Origin of the sequence: Sporosarcina sp. P37 (genome assembly GCF_002109365.1) — a bacterium.
Taxonomy (GTDB): Bacteria; Bacillota; Bacilli; order Bacillales_A; family Planococcaceae; genus Sporosarcina.
In genome coordinates, this window is the sequence record NZ_CP015349.1 from 215,315 (window position 1) to 234,307 (window position 18,993).

18 protein-coding genes are annotated in these 18,993 nt (G+C 45.0%); 5 read left to right on the top strand and 13 right to left on the bottom strand.

The window, feature by feature from the left end; translation table 11 throughout:
* Window positions 1-55: 55 nt before the first annotated feature.
* The 3 genes from SporoP37_RS01225 to modA are packed head-to-tail and all read right to left on the bottom strand — an operon-like array spanning window position 56 to window position 2,265.
* On the bottom strand, window positions 56-724 hold the full coding sequence (locus SporoP37_RS01225) for an ABC transporter ATP-binding protein (protein ID WP_085430009.1): 669 nt from the start codon (window positions 722-724) through the stop codon (window positions 56-58).
* Window positions 725-741: 17 nt separating this feature from the next.
* Window positions 742-1,425, bottom strand: coding sequence for a molybdate ABC transporter permease subunit (gene modB, locus SporoP37_RS01230; protein WP_081241982.1), 684 nt, complete (start codon window positions 1,423-1,425; stop codon window positions 742-744).
* Window positions 1,426-1,443: 18 nt separating this feature from the next.
* Window positions 1,444-2,265 carry a molybdate ABC transporter substrate-binding protein gene (gene modA / locus SporoP37_RS01235; protein ID WP_085430010.1) on the bottom strand — a complete coding sequence of 274 codons (822 nt, stop codon included), beginning with the start codon at window positions 2,263-2,265 and terminating at the stop codon, window positions 1,444-1,446.
* Between the two features lie 157 nt (window positions 2,266-2,422).
* Between modA and SporoP37_RS01240 the strand changes: the two genes are divergently transcribed.
* Window positions 2,423-3,373 (top strand): substrate-binding domain-containing protein, encoded by a 951-nt coding sequence (locus tag SporoP37_RS01240; RefSeq protein WP_369922632.1) that lies wholly within the window; start codon window positions 2,423-2,425, stop codon window positions 3,371-3,373.
* Window positions 3,374-3,460: 87 nt separating this feature from the next.
* Here SporoP37_RS01240 and SporoP37_RS01245 read toward each other — a convergent pair whose 3' ends face one another.
* The 3 genes from SporoP37_RS01245 to SporoP37_RS01255 form a co-directional block, all read right to left on the bottom strand.
* Window positions 3,461-4,681, bottom strand: a complete 1,221-nt coding sequence (locus SporoP37_RS01245; RefSeq protein ID WP_231293272.1) for an AI-2E family transporter — start codon at window positions 4,679-4,681, stop codon at window positions 3,461-3,463.
* 27 nt (window positions 4,682-4,708) lie between these two features.
* Window positions 4,709-5,665 carry an LCP family protein gene (locus SporoP37_RS01250; RefSeq protein WP_085430011.1) on the bottom strand — a complete coding sequence of 319 codons (957 nt, stop codon included), beginning with the start codon at window positions 5,663-5,665 and terminating at the stop codon, window positions 4,709-4,711.
* A gap of 70 nt (window positions 5,666-5,735) precedes the next feature.
* On the bottom strand, window positions 5,736-6,941 hold the full coding sequence (locus SporoP37_RS01255; protein WP_158233608.1) for an MFS transporter: 1,206 nt from the start codon (window positions 6,939-6,941) through the stop codon (window positions 5,736-5,738).
* A gap of 130 nt (window positions 6,942-7,071) precedes the next feature.
* Between SporoP37_RS01255 and SporoP37_RS01260 the strand changes: the two genes are divergently transcribed.
* Window positions 7,072-8,673 (top strand): ABC-F family ATP-binding cassette domain-containing protein, encoded by a 1,602-nt coding sequence (locus SporoP37_RS01260; RefSeq protein ID WP_081241986.1) that lies wholly within the window; start codon window positions 7,072-7,074, stop codon window positions 8,671-8,673.
* A 118-nt stretch (window positions 8,674-8,791) separates the two neighbouring features.
* On the opposite strand, the gene SporoP37_RS01265 is transcribed toward SporoP37_RS01260, so the two are convergent.
* On the bottom strand, window positions 8,792-9,157 hold the full coding sequence (locus SporoP37_RS01265; RefSeq protein WP_081241987.1) for a helix-turn-helix domain-containing protein: 366 nt from the start codon (window positions 9,155-9,157) through the stop codon (window positions 8,792-8,794).
* A 287-nt stretch (window positions 9,158-9,444) separates the two neighbouring features.
* On the opposite strand from SporoP37_RS01265, the gene SporoP37_RS01270 reads away from it, so the two are divergent.
* Window positions 9,445-10,134, top strand: a complete 690-nt coding sequence (locus tag SporoP37_RS01270) for a hypothetical protein (protein ID WP_085430013.1) — start codon at window positions 9,445-9,447, stop codon at window positions 10,132-10,134.
* Between the two features lie 59 nt (window positions 10,135-10,193).
* Here the strand turns inward: SporoP37_RS01270 and SporoP37_RS01275 are convergent, their stop codons facing one another.
* Window positions 10,194-10,394 carry a cold-shock protein gene (locus tag SporoP37_RS01275; RefSeq protein WP_081241989.1) on the bottom strand — a complete coding sequence of 67 codons (201 nt, stop codon included), beginning with the start codon at window positions 10,392-10,394 and terminating at the stop codon, window positions 10,194-10,196.
* Window positions 10,395-10,602: 208 nt separating this feature from the next.
* The gene (locus SporoP37_RS01280; protein WP_081241990.1) at window positions 10,603-10,899 is read right to left on the bottom strand and encodes a DUF1033 family protein; all 297 of its coding nucleotides are present in this window, start codon (window positions 10,897-10,899) and stop codon (window positions 10,603-10,605) included.
* A 235-nt stretch (window positions 10,900-11,134) separates the two neighbouring features.
* On the opposite strand from SporoP37_RS01280, the gene SporoP37_RS01285 reads away from it, so the two are divergent.
* Both SporoP37_RS01285 and SporoP37_RS01290 read left to right on the top strand, forming a co-directional pair.
* Window positions 11,135-11,794: a 5-bromo-4-chloroindolyl phosphate hydrolysis family protein gene (locus SporoP37_RS01285; RefSeq protein WP_085430014.1), complete on the top strand. Its 660-nt coding sequence runs from the start codon at window positions 11,135-11,137 to the stop codon at window positions 11,792-11,794.
* Window positions 11,784-12,971, top strand: coding sequence for a toxic anion resistance protein (locus SporoP37_RS01290; RefSeq protein ID WP_081241992.1), 1,188 nt, complete (start codon window positions 11,784-11,786; stop codon window positions 12,969-12,971). Before SporoP37_RS01285 ends, SporoP37_RS01290 begins: the two co-directional genes overlap by 11 nt.
* A 337-nt stretch (window positions 12,972-13,308) precedes the next feature.
* Here the strand turns inward: SporoP37_RS01290 and SporoP37_RS01295 are convergent, their stop codons facing one another.
* The 4 genes from SporoP37_RS01295 to SporoP37_RS01310 form a co-directional block, all read right to left on the bottom strand.
* Window positions 13,309-13,506, bottom strand: coding sequence for a DUF6501 family protein (locus SporoP37_RS01295; protein ID WP_081241993.1), 198 nt, complete (start codon window positions 13,504-13,506; stop codon window positions 13,309-13,311).
* 72 nt (window positions 13,507-13,578) lie between these two features.
* Entirely contained in the window at window positions 13,579-14,808 is a 1,230-nt protein-coding gene (odhB, locus tag SporoP37_RS01300; protein WP_081241994.1) for a 2-oxoglutarate dehydrogenase complex dihydrolipoyllysine-residue succinyltransferase, read from the bottom strand.
* Between the two features lie 96 nt (window positions 14,809-14,904).
* A complete protein-coding gene (locus SporoP37_RS01305) occupies window positions 14,905-17,715 on the bottom strand; it encodes a 2-oxoglutarate dehydrogenase E1 component (protein WP_081241995.1) in 2,811 nt (936 codons plus the stop codon).
* 187 nt (window positions 17,716-17,902) lie between these two features.
* Window positions 17,903-18,979 (bottom strand): undecaprenyldiphospho-muramoylpentapeptide beta-N-acetylglucosaminyltransferase, encoded by a 1,077-nt coding sequence (locus SporoP37_RS01310; protein WP_085430015.1) that lies wholly within the window; start codon window positions 18,977-18,979, stop codon window positions 17,903-17,905.
* Window positions 18,980-18,993: the final 14 nt, after the last annotated feature.

Below are 18,993 nucleotides of genomic sequence, written 5' to 3' on the forward strand. Positions count from 1 at the left end.
TGGCTTTTTGAGTAAAAGAAAAGCCTCAATTGATGGAATTGGGGCTTCGTTCGCATTAATGGGCAGCTACTAATTGCTTTTTCCGCTTTTCATCTGTAATCCGTCCTTCATCCAGATAAATAATCCGGTCGCTAAGGCGTTCTGCTTCCTCGAGATCATGCGTAACGATGATGAATGGAATTTTCCATATACTGTGAAGTCTCAACAGCTCATCCTGACATTGCTTTCGCGTTTCTTTATCAAGCGCGGACAGCGGCTCATCCAGCAATAAAACAGACGGCCGTGCAGCCAGCGCTCTCGCCAGGCCGACACGCTGCTTTTCCCCGCCTGATATTTGATGCGGATATTTTTGCAGCAGATGTTCGATCCCCAGCACCTGAAGAAGCTGATGAATTATTTCTTTACTATCCTTGCGCAACTTCTTTTGCACACCGTACCAAATGTTTTTTTCCACGGTCATATGAGGAAATAATGCGTAATCCTGAAATAAATAGCCGATTTGACGATCTCGTGCCGGCATCGGTTTTTCGCCGCTTTGATAAAATACCCGTTCACCAGACAGAATCATTCCACGGTTAGGATGGGAAAGACCGGCAATGCTGTTTAAAATCGTCGTCTTTCCCGAACCGGATGGGCCGGCCAATACGAGGATTTCCGCGCACATCTTAAAATCAATTTTCATCTCGTAATGGGCCAGCTGTTTATGTATTTGCACTTGCAGCATTTTGATTCCTCCCATCATTAAGTCCTTGTAAACCGTCGAATATTACGTTTGCTCCACCAGTTCACCCATAAAATTAAACTGAATCCGAATGTAATGATCATGGCGACCCAAAATGCCGCTTTTTCCATCTGGCCCGACTCTACAGCAAAATAAATCGCCATCGGAATAGTATCGGTTTTGCCCGGTATGTATCCTGCAAGCATAAGTGTCGCTCCGAATTCACCAAGCCCCCTGGCAAATGAAAGCACCAATCCTGCCAGTAAGCCTGGCCACGCCAACGGAAATACGACTGACCAGAACACGCGCCATTCAGAAGCGCCCATCGTCCGTGCTGCATTCGACAGGCGCTCATCCAGACTTTCAAACGCAGCGGCGGCACTCTGATACATCAATGGAAATGATACAACAATCGATGCGATGACTGCGCCAATCCATGTAAAAACAATCTGAAAATCGAACCATTCAAGCAGCCAGCTGCCGATCCAGCCTTTTTTACCGAATAATATGAGCAAGCCGAAACCTACAACAGTCGGCGGCAATACTAGAGGCAGTAAAAACAGTGCTTCCAATATACTTTTTCCGAAAAACTCCCGCTTCGCTAACAAATAAGCAATCACAACTCCTGCGACAAACACAAAGAAAGTGGAGATGGCAGCCACTTTCAGCGATAATAACAAAGGTGAATAATCCATTCCGGGCATGCCTTCTCCCCCTTATCTTTACTTAAATCCGAATTTCTGCAGCGCTTCCTGTCCTTCGTCTCCAGTCAAATAATCCAGGAACTGCTGTGCGGCTTCCTGATGCTTTGATTCTGCCACGACTGCACCGGGATAGACAATCGGGGCATGCCATTCAGGTTTGGATTCGGCGAGTACTTTCACGTCATCTGAAATGAATGCATCACTTGAATATACTGTACCGTAATCAGCATTACCCATTGCTACATATGTCAGTACTTGACGAACATCCGAACTGAGAACCAGACTGTCTTGCAAAGGCTGCCACAAATTCAAATGTTCCAATGTTTCTTTTGTATAACGGCCTGCAGGAACGGATTCAGGCTCACCAACCGCGAAGTGACCGATAGAAGCCGGATCAATCTGTTCAAATGAAGAAATTGTGCTGTCAGAATCTTTGTGTGCGATTAAGACAAGTGTGTTTGATGTGAAATCTGTCCTGGATTCATTGACAATCAGACCTTTGTCTTCCATAGTATCCATATCCTTTGAACTTGCGGATAAGAACACATCGGATGGTGCGCCGTTTTCAATATTGGCAGCCAATTTGCCCGAGCTGCCGAAATTGTAGGTCAAGGTAATTCCTTCATGGGTTTTCTCAAAAGAGTCTTTTAAATCTTCTAATGCATCTGTCAGACTGGCCGCAGCAGAAATCAATAGCTCGGCTTCTTCTGCCAAGTTGGTTTTGGCCTTGGGGGTTTCCCGATCTGCTCCGTCTATACGTTCGGTCTGCTGCGAATCAGAGCAGCCGGCCAGCAAAGCCGGCAGTATAATCAGCGCAGCAGCAAATACCCATCGTTTCACTGTGAATGCCCCCTCTTCACTTTATATATAACTAGATATAACTACATATAACTAGTTATGTTTTAAAATATCATAATATGCTTTGGAAAAATTGTCAATTTTGCTTTTTTTGATGAAATGACGGAAGATTAAAGTACGATCATTGGAGGGCTGAAAGATGGCAAATATAAATAATGATATATCCTATACAACAGATGAAATCGCACAATTATTGAAAGTCTCGAAGCTGACAGTCTACGATATTATCAAAAAGGGCGAAATCCGGGCATACCGCGTGGGACGGCAAATGCGGGTGGACGCCGTAGACTTGACTGCTTATAAAGAACGTCTGAAAAGCGGCGGCTCTGCTCCGGCAGCGGCAGTTCCGCCCGGCACTTCTGTTTTGACGCCCGCGTCTCCGAGTGATGCGCAACTTATTATCAGCGGACAGGATCTGAGTCTCGATATCTTTGCAGGCTGCATAGAGGAATCAGGCCTTTACCGGCCGCTTCGCTCTTTTTCGGGAAGTCTCAACAGTCTGGTGAAGATGTACCAGGGACAGGCGGATATCGTCAGTACGCATCTGTTTGACGGAGACACTGGCACATATAACTTGCCGTATATTAACCGTCTGCTTACTGGCCGGTCCTATCTGGTCATTCATTTGCTCGGCAGGACGGCAGGATTATATGTGCAAAAAGGTAATCCGAAACAACTGACAACATGGGCAGATCTTGGACAGCTCGGCATCCGGCTTGTAAACCGGGAAATAGGCTCCGGCGCCCGTGTGCTTCTTGACGAGCAGTTGCGCCTCGCCGGCATTTCCTCGTCTTCTGTTTTAGGTTATGAAGACGAGGAACAAAACCACATGGCGGTAGCAACACGTGTCGCATCCAGACAGGCAGATGCAGCGATCGGTATCGAAAAAACCGCGCGGCTGATCGATGTTGATTTCATCCCGCTGATTCAGGAGCAATATGATCTGGTGTTGATTAAAACAGCCGAAAATGAAAAACTTCGTGAATTACTCATTAGCACATTGAACTCTAAATCATTTAAGGAGAAACTGGCTGCAGTCGGCGGCTATGACTTATCGAAAACAGGCATGATCTTATATGAAACACCCTAAAGAGAGCAACCGGCTGCCCCAGCCTGCAATCCGCTTCCGCATAAAAAATAACCCGCCGTCCTTGGCGGGTTATTCTGTATCGTCATACTATTCCTCAACTGTATCCGTATCGTAATACATCTCTTCATCTGTCTCAAAACGATTATAACGCAATGTGAATAAGTAGAAAACATGGCTGGCGACGACTTTCAGCAGCGCATATGCCGGAATTCCGAGAATCACTCCCGCTACGCCGAACAATGAACCGGCCGTCAGCAAGACAAAGATAATAGTAATCGGATGGATATGCAGCGACTTGCCCATGATCTGCGGCGAGATGAACTTCCCTTCCACCACCTGCACAATCGTCCAGACAATCGCCAGCTTTACGAGCATGAAAGGTGATGTGACGATTGCGATGATGACGGCTGGCGTAATTGCAATCACGGGACCGAGATACGGAACGATACTTGTGAACATCGCGAGAACGCCGAGCAATAATGCATATTTCATTTTAATAATCAGGAACCCGATCGACACCATAATACCGATGGCGATTGCGACCAGAATCTGCCCCTGAATATATGCACTGATTTGCTTATCAGCATCGCGGAAGATGATGGATGCATCGTCCCGCAGACGCGGCGGCAGCATGCGCAAAATCATCTGGGGCAGCTTTTCGCCGTCTTTCAATAAGTAAAACAGAATGAGCGGCACGGTAAACAGGCTCAGAATGAAACCTGTAAACGCTGATATGAATGAAGTGACACCCGATGCAATCCCGCCGAGTGTGTCGGTAAAGAATTCACCGATACTGGCAAAACCCGAATCCAAGAAGGTGTTAACATTGAAGTTGAATCCTTCATAGACCGGTGCAAATATGGAATTCCGGAAAAACCGGTCTGTATCCAATATAAGCTGCTTGAAATATGACGGAAACTCGTCAAACAAATTAATGGTCTGCAGCCGCAAGAACGGCAGCACAAGGAAAACGACGAGTGTCAGTAACCCCGCGGTTGCCAGCAGGATGATCAGAATTCCGTAGACACGCGGTATTTTCAAGCGTACTTCCAGAAATCTGAGAATTGGACGCATTAAGTAATACAAAATTGTTGCCAATACTACGGGCAGTACAACAGTTGAGAAAAATACACGAATCGGATAGAAAATAAATGAAACTTGTGTGAAAACTAAAATGATCAATCCAATGAACAATAGACATAGCAGCACAAACAATGTAGATTGACCACCAAGGAATCCGACAATCGGTGATGTCGAACGAATCGACCAGAAATCCCGTAAAGAATTCTTTTTCGGTGGCTGCCTCAAGAATTCACTCCCCCTTTATTCAACCCGTCATGGAGTGGCTAAGAACGAACGGATTGCTTCCCTGTTTTTATCTAAATCGATTTCAATAACGGAACCTGCATGTCTGTATGAAGTAAACGAATAGCTGTCCTCTACCGGAATCCGCAAAGACTGAAGATCCAGTTTACGTTTTGCAATGACTGTCAGCACTTTCGTAAGCTCGTCCTTCGAAGTCAGGTCCGTTTCAATAAAGTTATCAAGTGCGCCTACAACTTTTGGCGCCTGCATAACGGTCGAGACGCTGAACAGTTCGTCTTTCACCGCCTGAATCACTTCCTGCTGACGGGCAACGCGGCCGAAATCACCTTCCTCATCCGATCGGAAGCGCGCATAGCCGAGTAATTCTTTGCCGTTCAATCGCTGCACACCCGGTTTTAGTGTTACGCCGATCTTTTCGGACATTTCTTTTTGTACATTTATTTCCAGTCCTTTTGGAAATGCGATATCCATGATTGATTCAAAGTTATCGAAATCGACCACAGCATAATGATGAATCGGAATATTAAACATACCTGAAATGGTTTCTTTGGCTGTCTGGACACCGCCCAAATAATATGCGGTATTCAGTTTATACGACTGATAGCCCGGGATTTGTGCGTAAATATCACGCATAAATGAAATCAAATGTGCCGTTCCGGCGGCTTGGTCCCATGACAGCACCATCATTGTATCCGTCCGGTATTTTCCGGAACCGTCATTATCGATGCCTAGCAATAAATAATTTTCCCTCGTTGGTTCTTGCGGATTCAGCAAATCCCCTTGGAACTCTCCGGGGTCAATTTTGCTGCCGGCTGTCAATGCCTTGCCTTGCTTATATTGAAAATAACTGTACGCTGCTATCACCATCATAAAAAATATTGCTGCTGTGATAAAAACTCTGCCAACACGCAATTTACGTCTCTTTCTCTTCCGCTCTGGATGTTGTTCTTCGAAGTGTTCTTCCATGTGGCCTTCATTCCTCCATTATCACTAGTTATCCTGTTATCAGGACGTATATGTTCACGGGGGGTTGCGTCTAGCTGCGGGCTTTCCCGGCGGATCGGCCGATTTGTAAAGCCAGTACTAGCATAGCCACAAATAAAAGAAGAAATACGAATAACGTGACCTGATGATTTGCTGTGTAATCATATAAAGAGGCAATCAGTAACGGCAAGATTCCCCCTATAATGAATCCCCCTGTCTGCATCATCGCCGTCCAGGAATTGGTCTCGTCTGCCGTTTCAGTCGCATCCATCGGCATCAGCAGACAAATCGGGAACAGCCCGCCGAGTGGAATCCCCATAATCAGTACACCGATTGCGAACCAAAGCGGATCTGCTGTCCACATCAAGCCGACCGAGAGAATGCCAAGGACGAGAATCGTCACCAATGCAGGTGTTCGGCTGTTAAACTTCTGCAGGATCACCGGGAATCCGATGTTCATGAAAATCTGCACGATGGTCATCATGCTGAGCAGTGTTCCTGCCTTCAAAAGTGTCATACCGTTCGCCGTCGCAATCGGTACAAGAAACGTCAGAACCGAAAAGAATAAGGCTGACTGAAGTCCAAAAAAGACGAGGAAGCTCCATGCCTTCGCACTGCGCCACGGATTCACTCCGGTTTGCACCGGCTGCTTCGCCACTTGTTTTACTTCAATCGGATGTATTGCAGTGAATGTCCATGCGATGATCCCGACAACTGCGAGAATGGCCCAGACTGCGAGTGCGGTCGTGTAGGAAGAACCGGCAGCTTCATACAGCACGCCAGTTAACCCTGTGCTCAATGTCGCCCCCATCCCCATGCCGAATGAATAAATCCCGACCACGACAGCTACATGCTTTGGGAAATACTGTTTGATTAAAGCAGACAATAACGGCCCCATAACGGCAATTGTAATACCTGCGACAAAGGCAGTCGCAAGCAGGACATTGAACGATGCAACAAAAAATCGGATGCCTGTTGCAGCTGCCAGCAGCAGTAACATGAAATACATGGTCTTATTGAGGCCGATCGCTTTATTCAGAACGGGTGCCAGCATGGCAAATACCCCCATGCAAATTACGGGAATGACAGTCAGCAGACTTACTTGCGTATTTGAAAGCGACAGATCATCGCGGATAATATCCAGCATGGGTCCTATCGAAGTGATCGCCGGACGCAAATTGATAGTGACCATGAATATCGCAGCGATTAATAGAAGCTGAGTAGATCTCGAACGCAATGCCAAAACTCCTTTTTTCATATGATATCGATATAATGACCGTCTCCAGTCTATCGTAAACCGAAATTGTAAACAGTGCCAGTTGAAATATTCCATTTCAATGAATTTTCATGTATACTAGGAGCATTGTGAAATTAGGAGGATTTAATATATGTTAGCAGTGAGTAATGTAAGTCTTCGTTTCGGCGACCGCAAGCTGTTTGAAGACGTAAATATACAATTCAATCCAGGCAATTGCTATGGATTAATTGGGGCAAACGGCGCGGGAAAATCAACTTTTATTAAAATTTTATCAGGTGAACTTGAACCGCAGACAGGTAATGTCATTTTAGGCAAAGATGAACGTCTGGCTGTATTAAGTCAGAACCACTTCGAATTTGAAGAATATGAAGTGATGGAAACCGTCATCATGGGCCATAAGCGTCTGTATGAAGTGATGAAAGAGAAAGATGCAATCTATATGAAGGAAGACTTCTCTGATGAAGACGGTATGCGGGCCGCTGAACTTGAAGGTGAATTCGCAGAGATGGACGGATGGGAAGCTGAGTCTGAAGTATCTGTACTCCTCCAGGGACTCGGTGTTCCGGAAAGCCTGCATCATGCAAAAATGTCTGAACTTACCGGTTCTGACAAAGTAAAGGTATTGCTTGCACAAGCGTTATTCGGCAAGCCGGACGTATTGCTTCTGGATGAGCCGACGAACCACTTGGATATCAAAGCGATCCGCTGGCTGGAAGAATTCCTGATCAACTTTGAAAACACAGTAATCGTCGTTTCCCACGACCGTTATTTCCTGAACAAAGTATGTACACATATCGCAGACCTGGACTTCAGTAAAATCCAAATCTATGCCGGTAACTATGATTTCTGGTATGAGTCAAGCCAATTGGCATTGAAACTGTCGCAGGAGCAAAATAAGAAAAAAGAAGAAAAAGTGAAGGAATTACAGGCGTTTATCGCGCGTTTCAGTGCGAATGCTTCTAAATCCAAACAAGCGACATCCCGTAAAAAGACATTGGAAAAAATCGACTTGGATGATATTAAACCATCTTCTCGCCGCTATCCATTCGTCAACTTTACCATGGGGCGCGAGATCGGTAACGATGTCTTGACGATCAAAGACGTATCGAAAACAATAGATGGCAAAACATTCATTAAAGATGCATCGTTTACACTCGGCAAAGAAGATAAAGTAGTATTGCTTGGCAACCCGCTTGCGAAGTCTGCGCTGCTGGATATGCTGGCAGGAGAAACAGAACCGGATACAGGATCAATCAAATGGGGAGTGACGACAACACAGGCGTACTTCCCTATCGATAACTCCAAGTACTTCGAAGGATCTGAGTCCACGCTGGTTGAATGGCTTCGTCAGTATTCTCCAGAAGACGAAACGGAAACATTCCTGCGCGGATTCCTCGGCCGTATGCTATTCTCGGGTGAAGAAGTAAATAAGAAGCCAAGCGTGCTCTCAGGTGGAGAGAAAGTTCGCTGTATGCTGTCTAAAATGATGCTGACAAGTGCAAACGTATTGCTGCTGGATGAGCCGACAAACCACTTGGACCTAGAGTCTATCCAGGCGCTGAATAATGGTTTGATCGCATTCAAGGGCGCAATGGTCTTTACATCTCATGACCATCAGTTCATCCAGACCATCGCCAACCGTATTATCGAGATCCATGATGACGGAACGATATTTGATAAGATGATGACGTACGATGAGTATTTAGAATTTAAAGGCCAGAAAGTTAAATAAACATTTGACATAAGACTGCCTCAGAAGTTATTGCTTCTGAGGCAGTCTTTTTTGCTCATGTAAGTCATATGTGATGAACTTTATTAACGCGGAGAAACCGTTCATCTGCTTCTCTTTCTCATTGCCTTTTTTGCGAATAATTATCTTCCAGCGCTCTTTTAAGTAATGATACAGATCGATCCAGCTCGAACTTTATAGTATCTTTGTAAGCCTTCACTTTCTCCTTGTCACCTATGCGGTATATGTAAAGTGTCTGCATCTCCGTCCCCTGCTTGTGGATTGGATGTCTGACAATAAGACCGTCGTGAAGTAAATCATGCAGGGATTTGTATATTTCAGATTTAGTTGGACGATATCCAAGGTCCCTGAAATGCTCCAGGAGGTCATCTAATATTTGCAGGCCATACAAGTTCCCTTCTTCTGCCTTATGGAGCATATAGAGCTTCAGAAAAGCTCTCTGACGAATTACAAATGTACTCTTCATCCATATTCCTCCTCCTTGATTGCTGTACGTGAGATAGTTATAGTATAGCAAATTATGTTGTGCGAGGATTAGTCTAGTGAAGAAGGATTATTTGGAACCATGTTCATTATGAATAAATAAGAGTTTAAGTGACTACTTGACCAAATATTTTTCAAAAATATTTCAATTCATTGTATTGGTTCTCGTAAAGTCCATTCCAAAACTGTGTACTGTCCATTGTTTTTTATAATTTATGAATGGTTATTTCTATTTGGGGAATAACACAAAATAAAAGGAGGTTTTTCACAATGAAACGCAATCTTTGGTTTCTAATGGCTGCACTGTTGCTGGTGCTTGCTGGATGTACTTCAAAGCCCGCGACGTCCATTGACGGCAAGACAGATGCTCCCGAGACGAATGTCAATGACACTTCCGATAAGCCGACGGAACAGGACGCAAATGCAAATTCGGAGAAGACCGAAGTGTCTCTGCTTGATTACTTTCTCCCCGACGGTTCTGCTGCGCATTACAAGGGTGAAGGCAATGAATTCGCCGAGCTTGATATTACGGTAGCAAGGCCTGCACAAGATTACGTCGTCATCCATGAAAATAATGGCGGTTCATTCGTCCAGAAAGTTTATAAACTCAACGGAGATGAAATTCAAGTGCTTCAGGAAGAACATGCAGAATTGGATGCAGGGATTCCGACTACCGAAGAACTCAAGGCCATGGAGCCGATTCGTACGTATTTAAAAGGACCGATCGAAGTGGGTACAACATTTGATGACTGGAAAATTGTTGAAATGAATGCTTCGGTTGAAACCCCTTATCAGCAATTTGAAGACGTAGTAGTAATCGAACAAGCTGAACAGGACTTCGTAAACAGAATTTACTTGGTAAAAGATTTTGGAGAAATTAAACGTGAATCCATCATGTCGATGGAAGGCGAAGAAGAGTTCGTGGTTACCTCTACACTGGAAACCGTCACACAGCCGTAAAAATAGAAGAATTTTTCCCATGCAAAAAGGCGCCGGGATGGGCGCCTTTTCTTAGTGGATTATAGTTTCACAACGTTAGCTGCTTGTAAACCACGGTTACCTTCGACAACTTCAAATTCAACCTGCTGACCTTCGTCAAGAGATTTGAATCCTTCGCCTTGGATAGCTGAGAAGTGTACGAAAATATCTTCTTCTCCGTCAACTTCGATAAAACCGAAGCCCTTTTCTGAGTTAAACCATTTTACTGTACCTTGTTTCATTCGATTACCTCCAAAAATAAATAAGTACTTGTTAATACACGAACCTTTGCATAAAAAAATTCACGTATTACAAAAGGTGCCGACGACGCCGATCACTTTTGTAATAGGTGAATCACTTAGCATACGGTCGTTCGATTAATTTACTTAAGAGTTAGTATACCATATTCATTTTAATTGTCAATTAAAAATGTAAACAACATACAGAAAGTTAGGACGATATATCAGGAATACCATCAACAAGCACGACTATTCCGTGATACAACTGAAGGTCTCCCTCGCAGCCGTCGCAATAATGTTTTTCAGATGTGGACCAGAATGCATGAAAACATCCTTTGCGTCTCTCATAATGCTCAAAATAGGATTCCATCTTCCCTGTCACTTCTTCAATATATGCTTCTGCATCTGTTTTATTCGCAAATGTTTTGGATGAGACGGTATACTCTCTCCACTCTTCAAACATCCACCAAGGTTCAAAGTCTGCCTTCATGTACACTACTTCATACATTTAGTATGCACCCCTTTTCGCTGCGCTATGCATGAATGATTGTAATTTTATCAAACAATACACATATAGCAAAGTAAAATGATTGACGCGGCCGTAATATATGAGTTTTCGATGCATTTCGGCTATAATTAAAGCAGGCTCCGGTAATCTTACTGTTCGCATGTTAAATGAAACTTTTTTGCTGTTAATCCGTATGTAGTATATAGAGTAAGAATGAAAGGTGGCCTGAACTGTAATGAATCATATAAAAAACTTTCTGACACGGCATGCAATTATAGGCCCGACCAGTTTATTGACTTGGGTGTTCCTTATAACCGGGACAAGCCTTGGCTTCCCCATCAGCTCATTAATCGGAATCGGCCTGTACGCAGGAGGCAATGTCGCCATAAAAGAACTGCAGTTACGCTCCAATCTTAAACAATTCGGGATGGCGCGCTCTGAATATAAGCACATAGAGCATCAAGTGAATGAGTCAAAGCAAAAATTGAAAAAACTTTCAAGTATGTATGGTCAGGTCCGCTCCATTCAGGCATTCAGACAGGTATATGACATGTCTATGATGGCAAGACGGGTCATTAAAATTGTCCAGGCTAACCCGAGAAAGTTTTATCAAGTGGAAAGCTTTTTTTATGCACACTTAGATTCAGCTGTAGAATTAACTTCTAAGTACAGCCTTCTGGTCAACCAGCCGCTGAAGGATCAGGAGATTAAAGTGGCGCTGCAGCATACACGGGAAACGTTGTCTGACTTGAGTCTGGAAATGGAAAAGGATCTGCGCCATGCAGTGGCAACTGATCTGGAGCAGCTGCAAATGGAAATTGATTTCGTTGATATTACACTCAATAGGGATAAACCGCTGCTTGAATCGAAAGGGGAAAAATCTAATGACAGATAAATACACAGAAGAAAAAACGGTAGATGATCTGCTGGGCAATCCATTTGATATGGACGCGAGCCTGCTGCCGCAAGAAATGGAAAATACGCTATCTGACAGTAAAGCGGCTGTAAAATTAATCGACCGTCTGACACCTGAAGAGCAGGACAAAGCAAAGCAACTGGCTTCACAAATTCCTGTCGGCAACTATGAGTCCATTATTTCTTATGGCGCCAACGCACAGAACGAGCTGTCCCGCTTCTCGCATAAGATGCTTGACCATGTGCAAAGCAATGACATCGGCCCTGTCGGTGACGTGCTGAATCAATTAATGTCCAAGCTTTCGGAAATTGACCCCGACGATTTGTCGGATAAAAAGAAATCCGGCTTGAGCCGGCTGTTTAACAAAGCAACACGTCCGGTTCAGGAAATACTGACACGCTATCAGAAACTGGGCACACAGATTGATAAGATCTCTGTCCAGCTTGAACATTCTAAAAAAGGTCTGATGGACGATGTCCGCATGCTTGATAATTTATACGAACAAAATAAAACCTACTTCCAGGCGCTGAACGTCTATATCGCAGCTGCCGAATTGAAAGTGGAAGAAATTAATAATACAATCATTCCTGAACTGCACAAAAAAGCACAGGAAGCCAATGACCAGATGATGGTTCAGGAAGTTAATGACATGGCACAATTCGTTGACCGTCTTGAAAAGCGTCTGTACGATTTGCAGCTGTCACGCCAGATCACGATCCAAAGCGCACCGCAGATCCGGATGATCCAGCAAACCAACCAGACACTCGCTGAGAAGATCCAGGCATCCATCATGACGGCTATTCCCCTGTGGAAGAACCAGATTGCCATTGCCTTGACACTGAACCGTCAGCAAAAGGCTGTGGAGTCACAGAAACTTGTGACGAAAACAACAAACGACCTGCTCCTTCGCAACTCAGAGATGCTGAAAGTAAACAGCATTGAAACAGCAAAAGAAAATGAAAAAGGTATTATTGAAATTGACACCTTGAAGAAGACACAAGAAAACCTGATACAGACAATTGAAGAAACATTGGTGATCCAGGCAGACGGCCGTGCTAAACGGAGAGAAGCGGAGCAGGAAATTGCCCGCATGGAAGAAGATCTCAAAACACGTCTCCTGTCCGTATACGAAGAATCCAAAAACCGTCCCTCATAAGAGAGACGGTTTTTAACTGCAATAAAAGACCAGTCATTGTTAGACGTGCAGTTACATTCTGTAAGTTCAAGACCCGGATGTGCTGTGAAACTAAGAAAACACGTAATGAGCGGTTAGACGCCGTCTATGATCGCTTAATTATAGTTTATGAGCGGTTCACCCATCGATATGATCTTTTAATATGGAACATAGAGCGGCTAGACATCCATTATGATCGGTGCCAGTAAATTATGAGCGTTATTCCATCACATCTTCCCACAGTTAATAGGAACCGCCTGTCCTTCCCTTTCTTCCAAATGAAAAAGAGACGATCCGTTTAAGAATCGCCTCTTTGCTCTCATTCAAAATATGTTTTGTAATACCCGCCGACTTTTCCGGAATTATCTACTACAAAAATAAACTCTTCCGTTTCATTTTTCACTTCATAGGACTTCCCTGCCGTCAGCATATGATTCACCACATACTTTTCTGCATCGGTATGCGTACAAGTCACCGTCTTTAGCGTTGGCGCATTCAGCCAATTTAAATAAGACATAAAATCTCTCCTTTCCTGGAAACGTTAAAGAACAAGCGGCCCGCTGATTAGCGGGCCGCTTGTTTGTGTGAATTAAGAACCTAGCAGAAGGTCTTCAGGGTTTTCAAGCAACTCTTTAACCATCTTCAAGAATCCTACTGAATCTTTACCATCAATTACACGATGGTCATAAGATAGTGCTACATACATCATCGGACGAATTTCGATGTTGTCGCCAACAGCTACTGGACGCTTTTGAATAGTATGCATACCTAAAATTCCTACTTGAGTACCGTTAAGGATTGGAGTAGACAATAGTGATCCGAATACTCCTCCGTTTGTAATTGTGAATGAACCGCCTGTCATATCAGCAATTGTCAATTTGTTGTCGCGTGCTTTTTTCGCAAGCTCACCGATAGATGCTTCAATTTCAGCGAAGTTCTTACGGTCTGCGTCCACAACGTTTGGTACAACCAATCCGCCTTCAGTGGATACAGCAATACCGATATCGAAGTAGTTCTTCAATAGAATTTCATCGCCGTCGATTTCAGCGTTAACGTATGGGTATTTCTTCAATGCAGCAACTACTGCTTTCGTGAAGAACGACATGAAGCCCAGACGTACATCGTTTTGCTCGAAGAACTGATCTTTTTTGCGTGAACGAAGTGCCATTACGTTTGTCATATCGATTTCGTTAAACGTTGTTAGCATTGCAGTGGATTGCTTTACTTCAAGCAAACGCTTTGCGATTGTCTGACGGCGGCGAGTCATTTTCTGACGAGTGATACGGCCGTCATCTTTTGCTTCTGCTGCAGCCGGTGCAGCTTTAGGTGCTGCAGGAGCCGGAGCGCTACCGTGTGCAGCTACGTCTTGCGCGCGTACACGGCCCATCGGATCAACCGGTGATACGTCTGCAAGATTAATGCCCTTTTCACGTGCAAGCTTACGTGCTGCCGGACTTGCAATAGTGCGGTCAGAAGAAGTTGTTTCTTCCGCTGCAGCAGCTGCTGGAGCAGGAGCTTCTTCTTTTTGCGCCGGAGCCGGTGCTGCCTCTGCAGCTTGTGGAGCTTGTTGTGCCGGTGCACCTGAACCTTCGCCTACAATCGCGATTACTTGGCCAACTTCAACTGTGTCGCCTTCTGCAGCCAATAGTTCAGACAAAACGCCCGCTTCTTCTGAAATGACTTCGACGTTCACTTTATCTGTTTCCAATTCAACGATGAATTCACCTTTATCCACGTTTTCACCGGGTTGTTTCAACCATTTTGCAATTGTACCTTCTGTAATCGATTCTGCTAGTTCAGGTACTCTGATCTCTGCCACAATAAATTCCTCCTCGTAGGTATACCGTTTTTAACGGATAGGCTACTTTGTATAAGTAGTTTTTTATTTAATTGTAAAGCTTCCTTACTTGTTATATCACTTTTTCAATGCTTCTTCAATAATTCGGTTCTGTTCTTTCTTATGGGAAGCCCCGTCACCTTCAGAAGGGCTTGAACGCTTAATGCGTCCCACGTAAGAAATTTTCTTGCCGTCAGCCAGCTGTTCCAGGTACGGAGAAGCGAATGACCATGTTCCCATGTTCTTCGGCTCTTCCTGAACCCATACTAAATCTTTTGCTTTCGGGAAGCGTGCAAGAATTTCCTGAATCTTCTCTGATGGGAATGGATACAGCTGCTCTACACGAATCACATGCAAGTAGTCGAATCCTTCACCGTCTTTGATTTTCTCAGCCAGGTCGATTGCCATCTTCCCGCTTGCGAATAGAATCTTCTTCACCTTTTCAGGCTTCGTTCCCGTGCCAGGCTGTTCAAGAACTGTCTTGAAGTGACCTTCTGTTAAGTCTTCAACATCTGCTCCCACCAGCGGGTGACGCAGAAGTGACTTAGGTGTAGCAATAACTAACGGACGTTCTGCCTCGCTGCCGAGAATTTTCGACTGGCGGCGCAATACGTGGAAGTAGTTTGCTGCACTGGAGATATTCGCAACTGTCCAGTTGTTTTCCGCACAAAGCTGTAAATAACGCTCGATACGTGCACTGGAGTGCTCCGGCCCCTGACCTTCATATGCGTGCGGCAGCAATAGAACTAATCCTGACTGCTGACCCCACTTCGAGTAGCTTGAAGATACGAACTGGTCGAACATTACTTGTGCCATGTTGGAGAAGTCGCCATACTGTGCTTCCCAGATGGACATTGTTTTGTCTTCTTCCAGGTTATAACCGAATTCATATCCGACAATTCCTGCTTCTGTCAGTGGGCTGTTATACGCCACGAATGAAGCATTAGATCCGCTGATATGGTGCAATGGAACAAGCTCTTCGCCTGTTTTATCATCATGCAGCACTAAGTGACGCTGTGCGAATGTACCGCGCTGAATATCTTGTCCAGTCATACGAATCGGCTTGCCGTCCTGCAAAATAGAACCGAACGCCAATTGCTCCGCATGTGCCCAGTCAATTTTACCTTTGCCTTTAAACGGCTCTTCGCGACGCTTCAAGATTTTATCCAGCTTGCTGAATACAGAGAAGTCAGCCGGGTAGGTCAGAAGTTCTTCGTTCATTTTACGAAGGCGTTCTTCTGGTACGCCTGTTTCCAAGTCGCGCGGAAGTCCGGCCAGTACCCCTTCAGGTGTGGCATTGGAAATTTCCGGTGCGTCAGCGGAAGCTTCTTTTACGTGGTCGTACGCTTCTTGCATTGTTGCGATGACTGACTTGTCCATTTCCTTAACTTCATCGTCTGTCATAATCTTCTGCTCGACCAGACGCTGTCCGTAAATTTCACGGACTGTCGGATGTTTATGGATTTCGTGGTACATCACCGGATTCGTCACTAGCGGCTCATCCATTTCGTTATGTCCGTAACGGCGGTAACCGATTAAGTCGATTAACACATCCTTGCCGAACTTCTGACGATATTCAAATGCCAGTTTTGCTACTGCAAGCACTTCTTCAGGATGATCTGCATTCACGTGGAATACAGGCACTTCAAAGCCTTTTGCAGGATCGGACGCATAATGTGTAGAACGGGAATCATAATATTCTGTCGTAAAGCCGATTGTATTGTTGGCAATTACGTGAATAGATCCGCCGGTTCTGAATCCGCGGACACGGGAATAGTTGAATGATTCCGGAACAATACCCTGTCCCGGGAATGCAGCATCTCCGTGTACAAGCACTGCATACGCAGCATTTGTATCCTGTTGCGGAATACCGGGTTTATCGGTGTTTTCCTGAGCAGCACGTGTCTGTCCGGTAATTACAGGGTTTACGACTTCCAGGTGGGACGGGTTATACGCCAAGAAGCGTTCCATCCCAGATTTTCCTTTATGAAGCGCACCCATATGGTATTTCACGTCGCCGAACCAGCCGCGCGTTACTTCCAATGATCCGTCTTTTGGCAAGAACGGAGAAGCCGGAACGCCTGCAAATTCTGCAAACATCATTTCGTATGGTTTATTTAAGTTATGTGTCAGCACGTTCAGACGTCCGCGGTGAGCCATGCCAATCAGCATTTTCTTCACTTTTGCTTCTTCTGAACGGCGCACTAATTCATCGATTAAGACGACTAGCGTGTCTACACCTTCGATAGAGAAACGTTTAGCACCGACGAATGTACGGTGAATGAATTTTTCAAAGCCTTCGATTTTCGTCAGACGCTCAAGAAGTTCTTTCTTGTCTTCCCCTGACATATTCGACGTTACTTCGCCGTTTTCAATTTTTGTTTGAATCCAGTTACGTTCTGTTTCATCGATCAAGTGAGCGAATTCATATGCGATAGAGCCTGTGTAAAGAGACTTCAGATAATTCATCGCATCCAATCCGTTTTCCACTGTCGCTGGAACGTTTTTCAAGAACAAAGTTGCTGGCAATCCGACCAGATCGCTTTCCGTCAACCCATGGTATGACAGTTCAAGACGTGTTGTATCTTTTGGCCGATCGTTTAATGGATAAATGTCCGCTGCAAGATGCCCATAAGAACGAATGGCTTCAAGTAACGAATAGACGGCAAGAACTTTACGCAGATCCGTTTGTGAACCTTGCGCTACGACTGCCTGTTGACCTGAATCATCCATCTGAGGCGCACCAAAATTCCTGAATAGCTCAGCTAAGTCAGGATCTACTGCATTTGCATCTGTTTTGAACAGATCGTACATTTCCATTACATACCCAAGGTTTGGACCCGAAAATGCTGCATACGGGGAACGATGGGAATCCACATTGTTCGACATGTAATATGACCTCCACATTTGCCTATTGGCTTGTTGTGTTTATTTTCACTGCTTCTATACAATAATAGCACGCAAAACCTATAACTGAAAGGGATTAATACCAAGTTCCGAAGTTTTCTGCAAAGTGACTGAAAAATATTGCGATATTAGCGAAAACTCTGTCTGCACGGTAACTTGCGCGCACTTCTTATTTCTGGAACGATAAAATCAAATCTGCCATTTTTTCAGGGGTTTTTGGTTCTGTCGTCTTTTCAATATTCGACAGCAATCGGGATTTCTCCTTCACAAGTTCAGCAAATTGTTCTGCAACCGGCTGATCTGCGAACTGTTCCTCTTCCACTTGCAGCGCCAAACCTTTGGATGCGAAGTACTTTGCGTTTAATATCTGATCCCCGCGGCTTTTTGACGCAGCAAGCGGAACCAGAAGCATCGGCTTGTGTATGGCGAGCAGTTCAAATATCGCATTCGAGCCGGCACGTGAAATTGCGTAATCTGCAGCCGCCAGCAGATCAGGCAGCTCATCTGTGACATATTCATACTGTGCATAGCCTGCCACACCAGACAGCTGCGGATCCACATTTCCTTTGCCGCATAAATGAATCAGCTGATAGCGTGCCAGCAATTCCGGCAGCTCTGCACGAATCGTCTCATTTAAAACAGCGGAGCCCTGACTGCCGCCCATGATGATAAACACCGGCTTCTCCGCTGTCAATCCTGCCATGCGCAGCCCCCGCTCTTTATCGCCGCTGAATAATTCGGGACGGATAATCGGGCCGGTGCACGCAGATTTAGCTGCCGGGACATATTGTAATGTTTGTTCAAAGACAGTGAAGATGTGCGACGAGAACGGCAGTGCCAATCTATTCGCAAGCCCGGGTGTGACATCACTCTCGTGAACAACGACCGGCACGTTGGCAAGTTTGGCCGCCATTACGACAGGAACTGAAACGAACCCCCCTTTTGAAAAGATGATTTCCGGTTTAATTTTGCGCAATATCGCGAGAGCCTGTAATGTCCCTGCCCCTACCCGGAATGGGTCTGTAAAATTCTTCATTGAAAAGTAACGGCGCAGTTTGCCGCTTTGTATTGCGTGATAAACGACCTCGGGATGCCCTGACCCGATCAGTTCTTTTTCGATTCCTTCATGGGAACCAATATAGTGCACACCATACCCTTTACCCAAAAAAACGGGAATTAATGCCTGATTCACGGAAACGTGTCCTGCAGTCCCGCCACCTGTTAACACCACTACCGGCTGTTTCATTCATTCCATCCTTC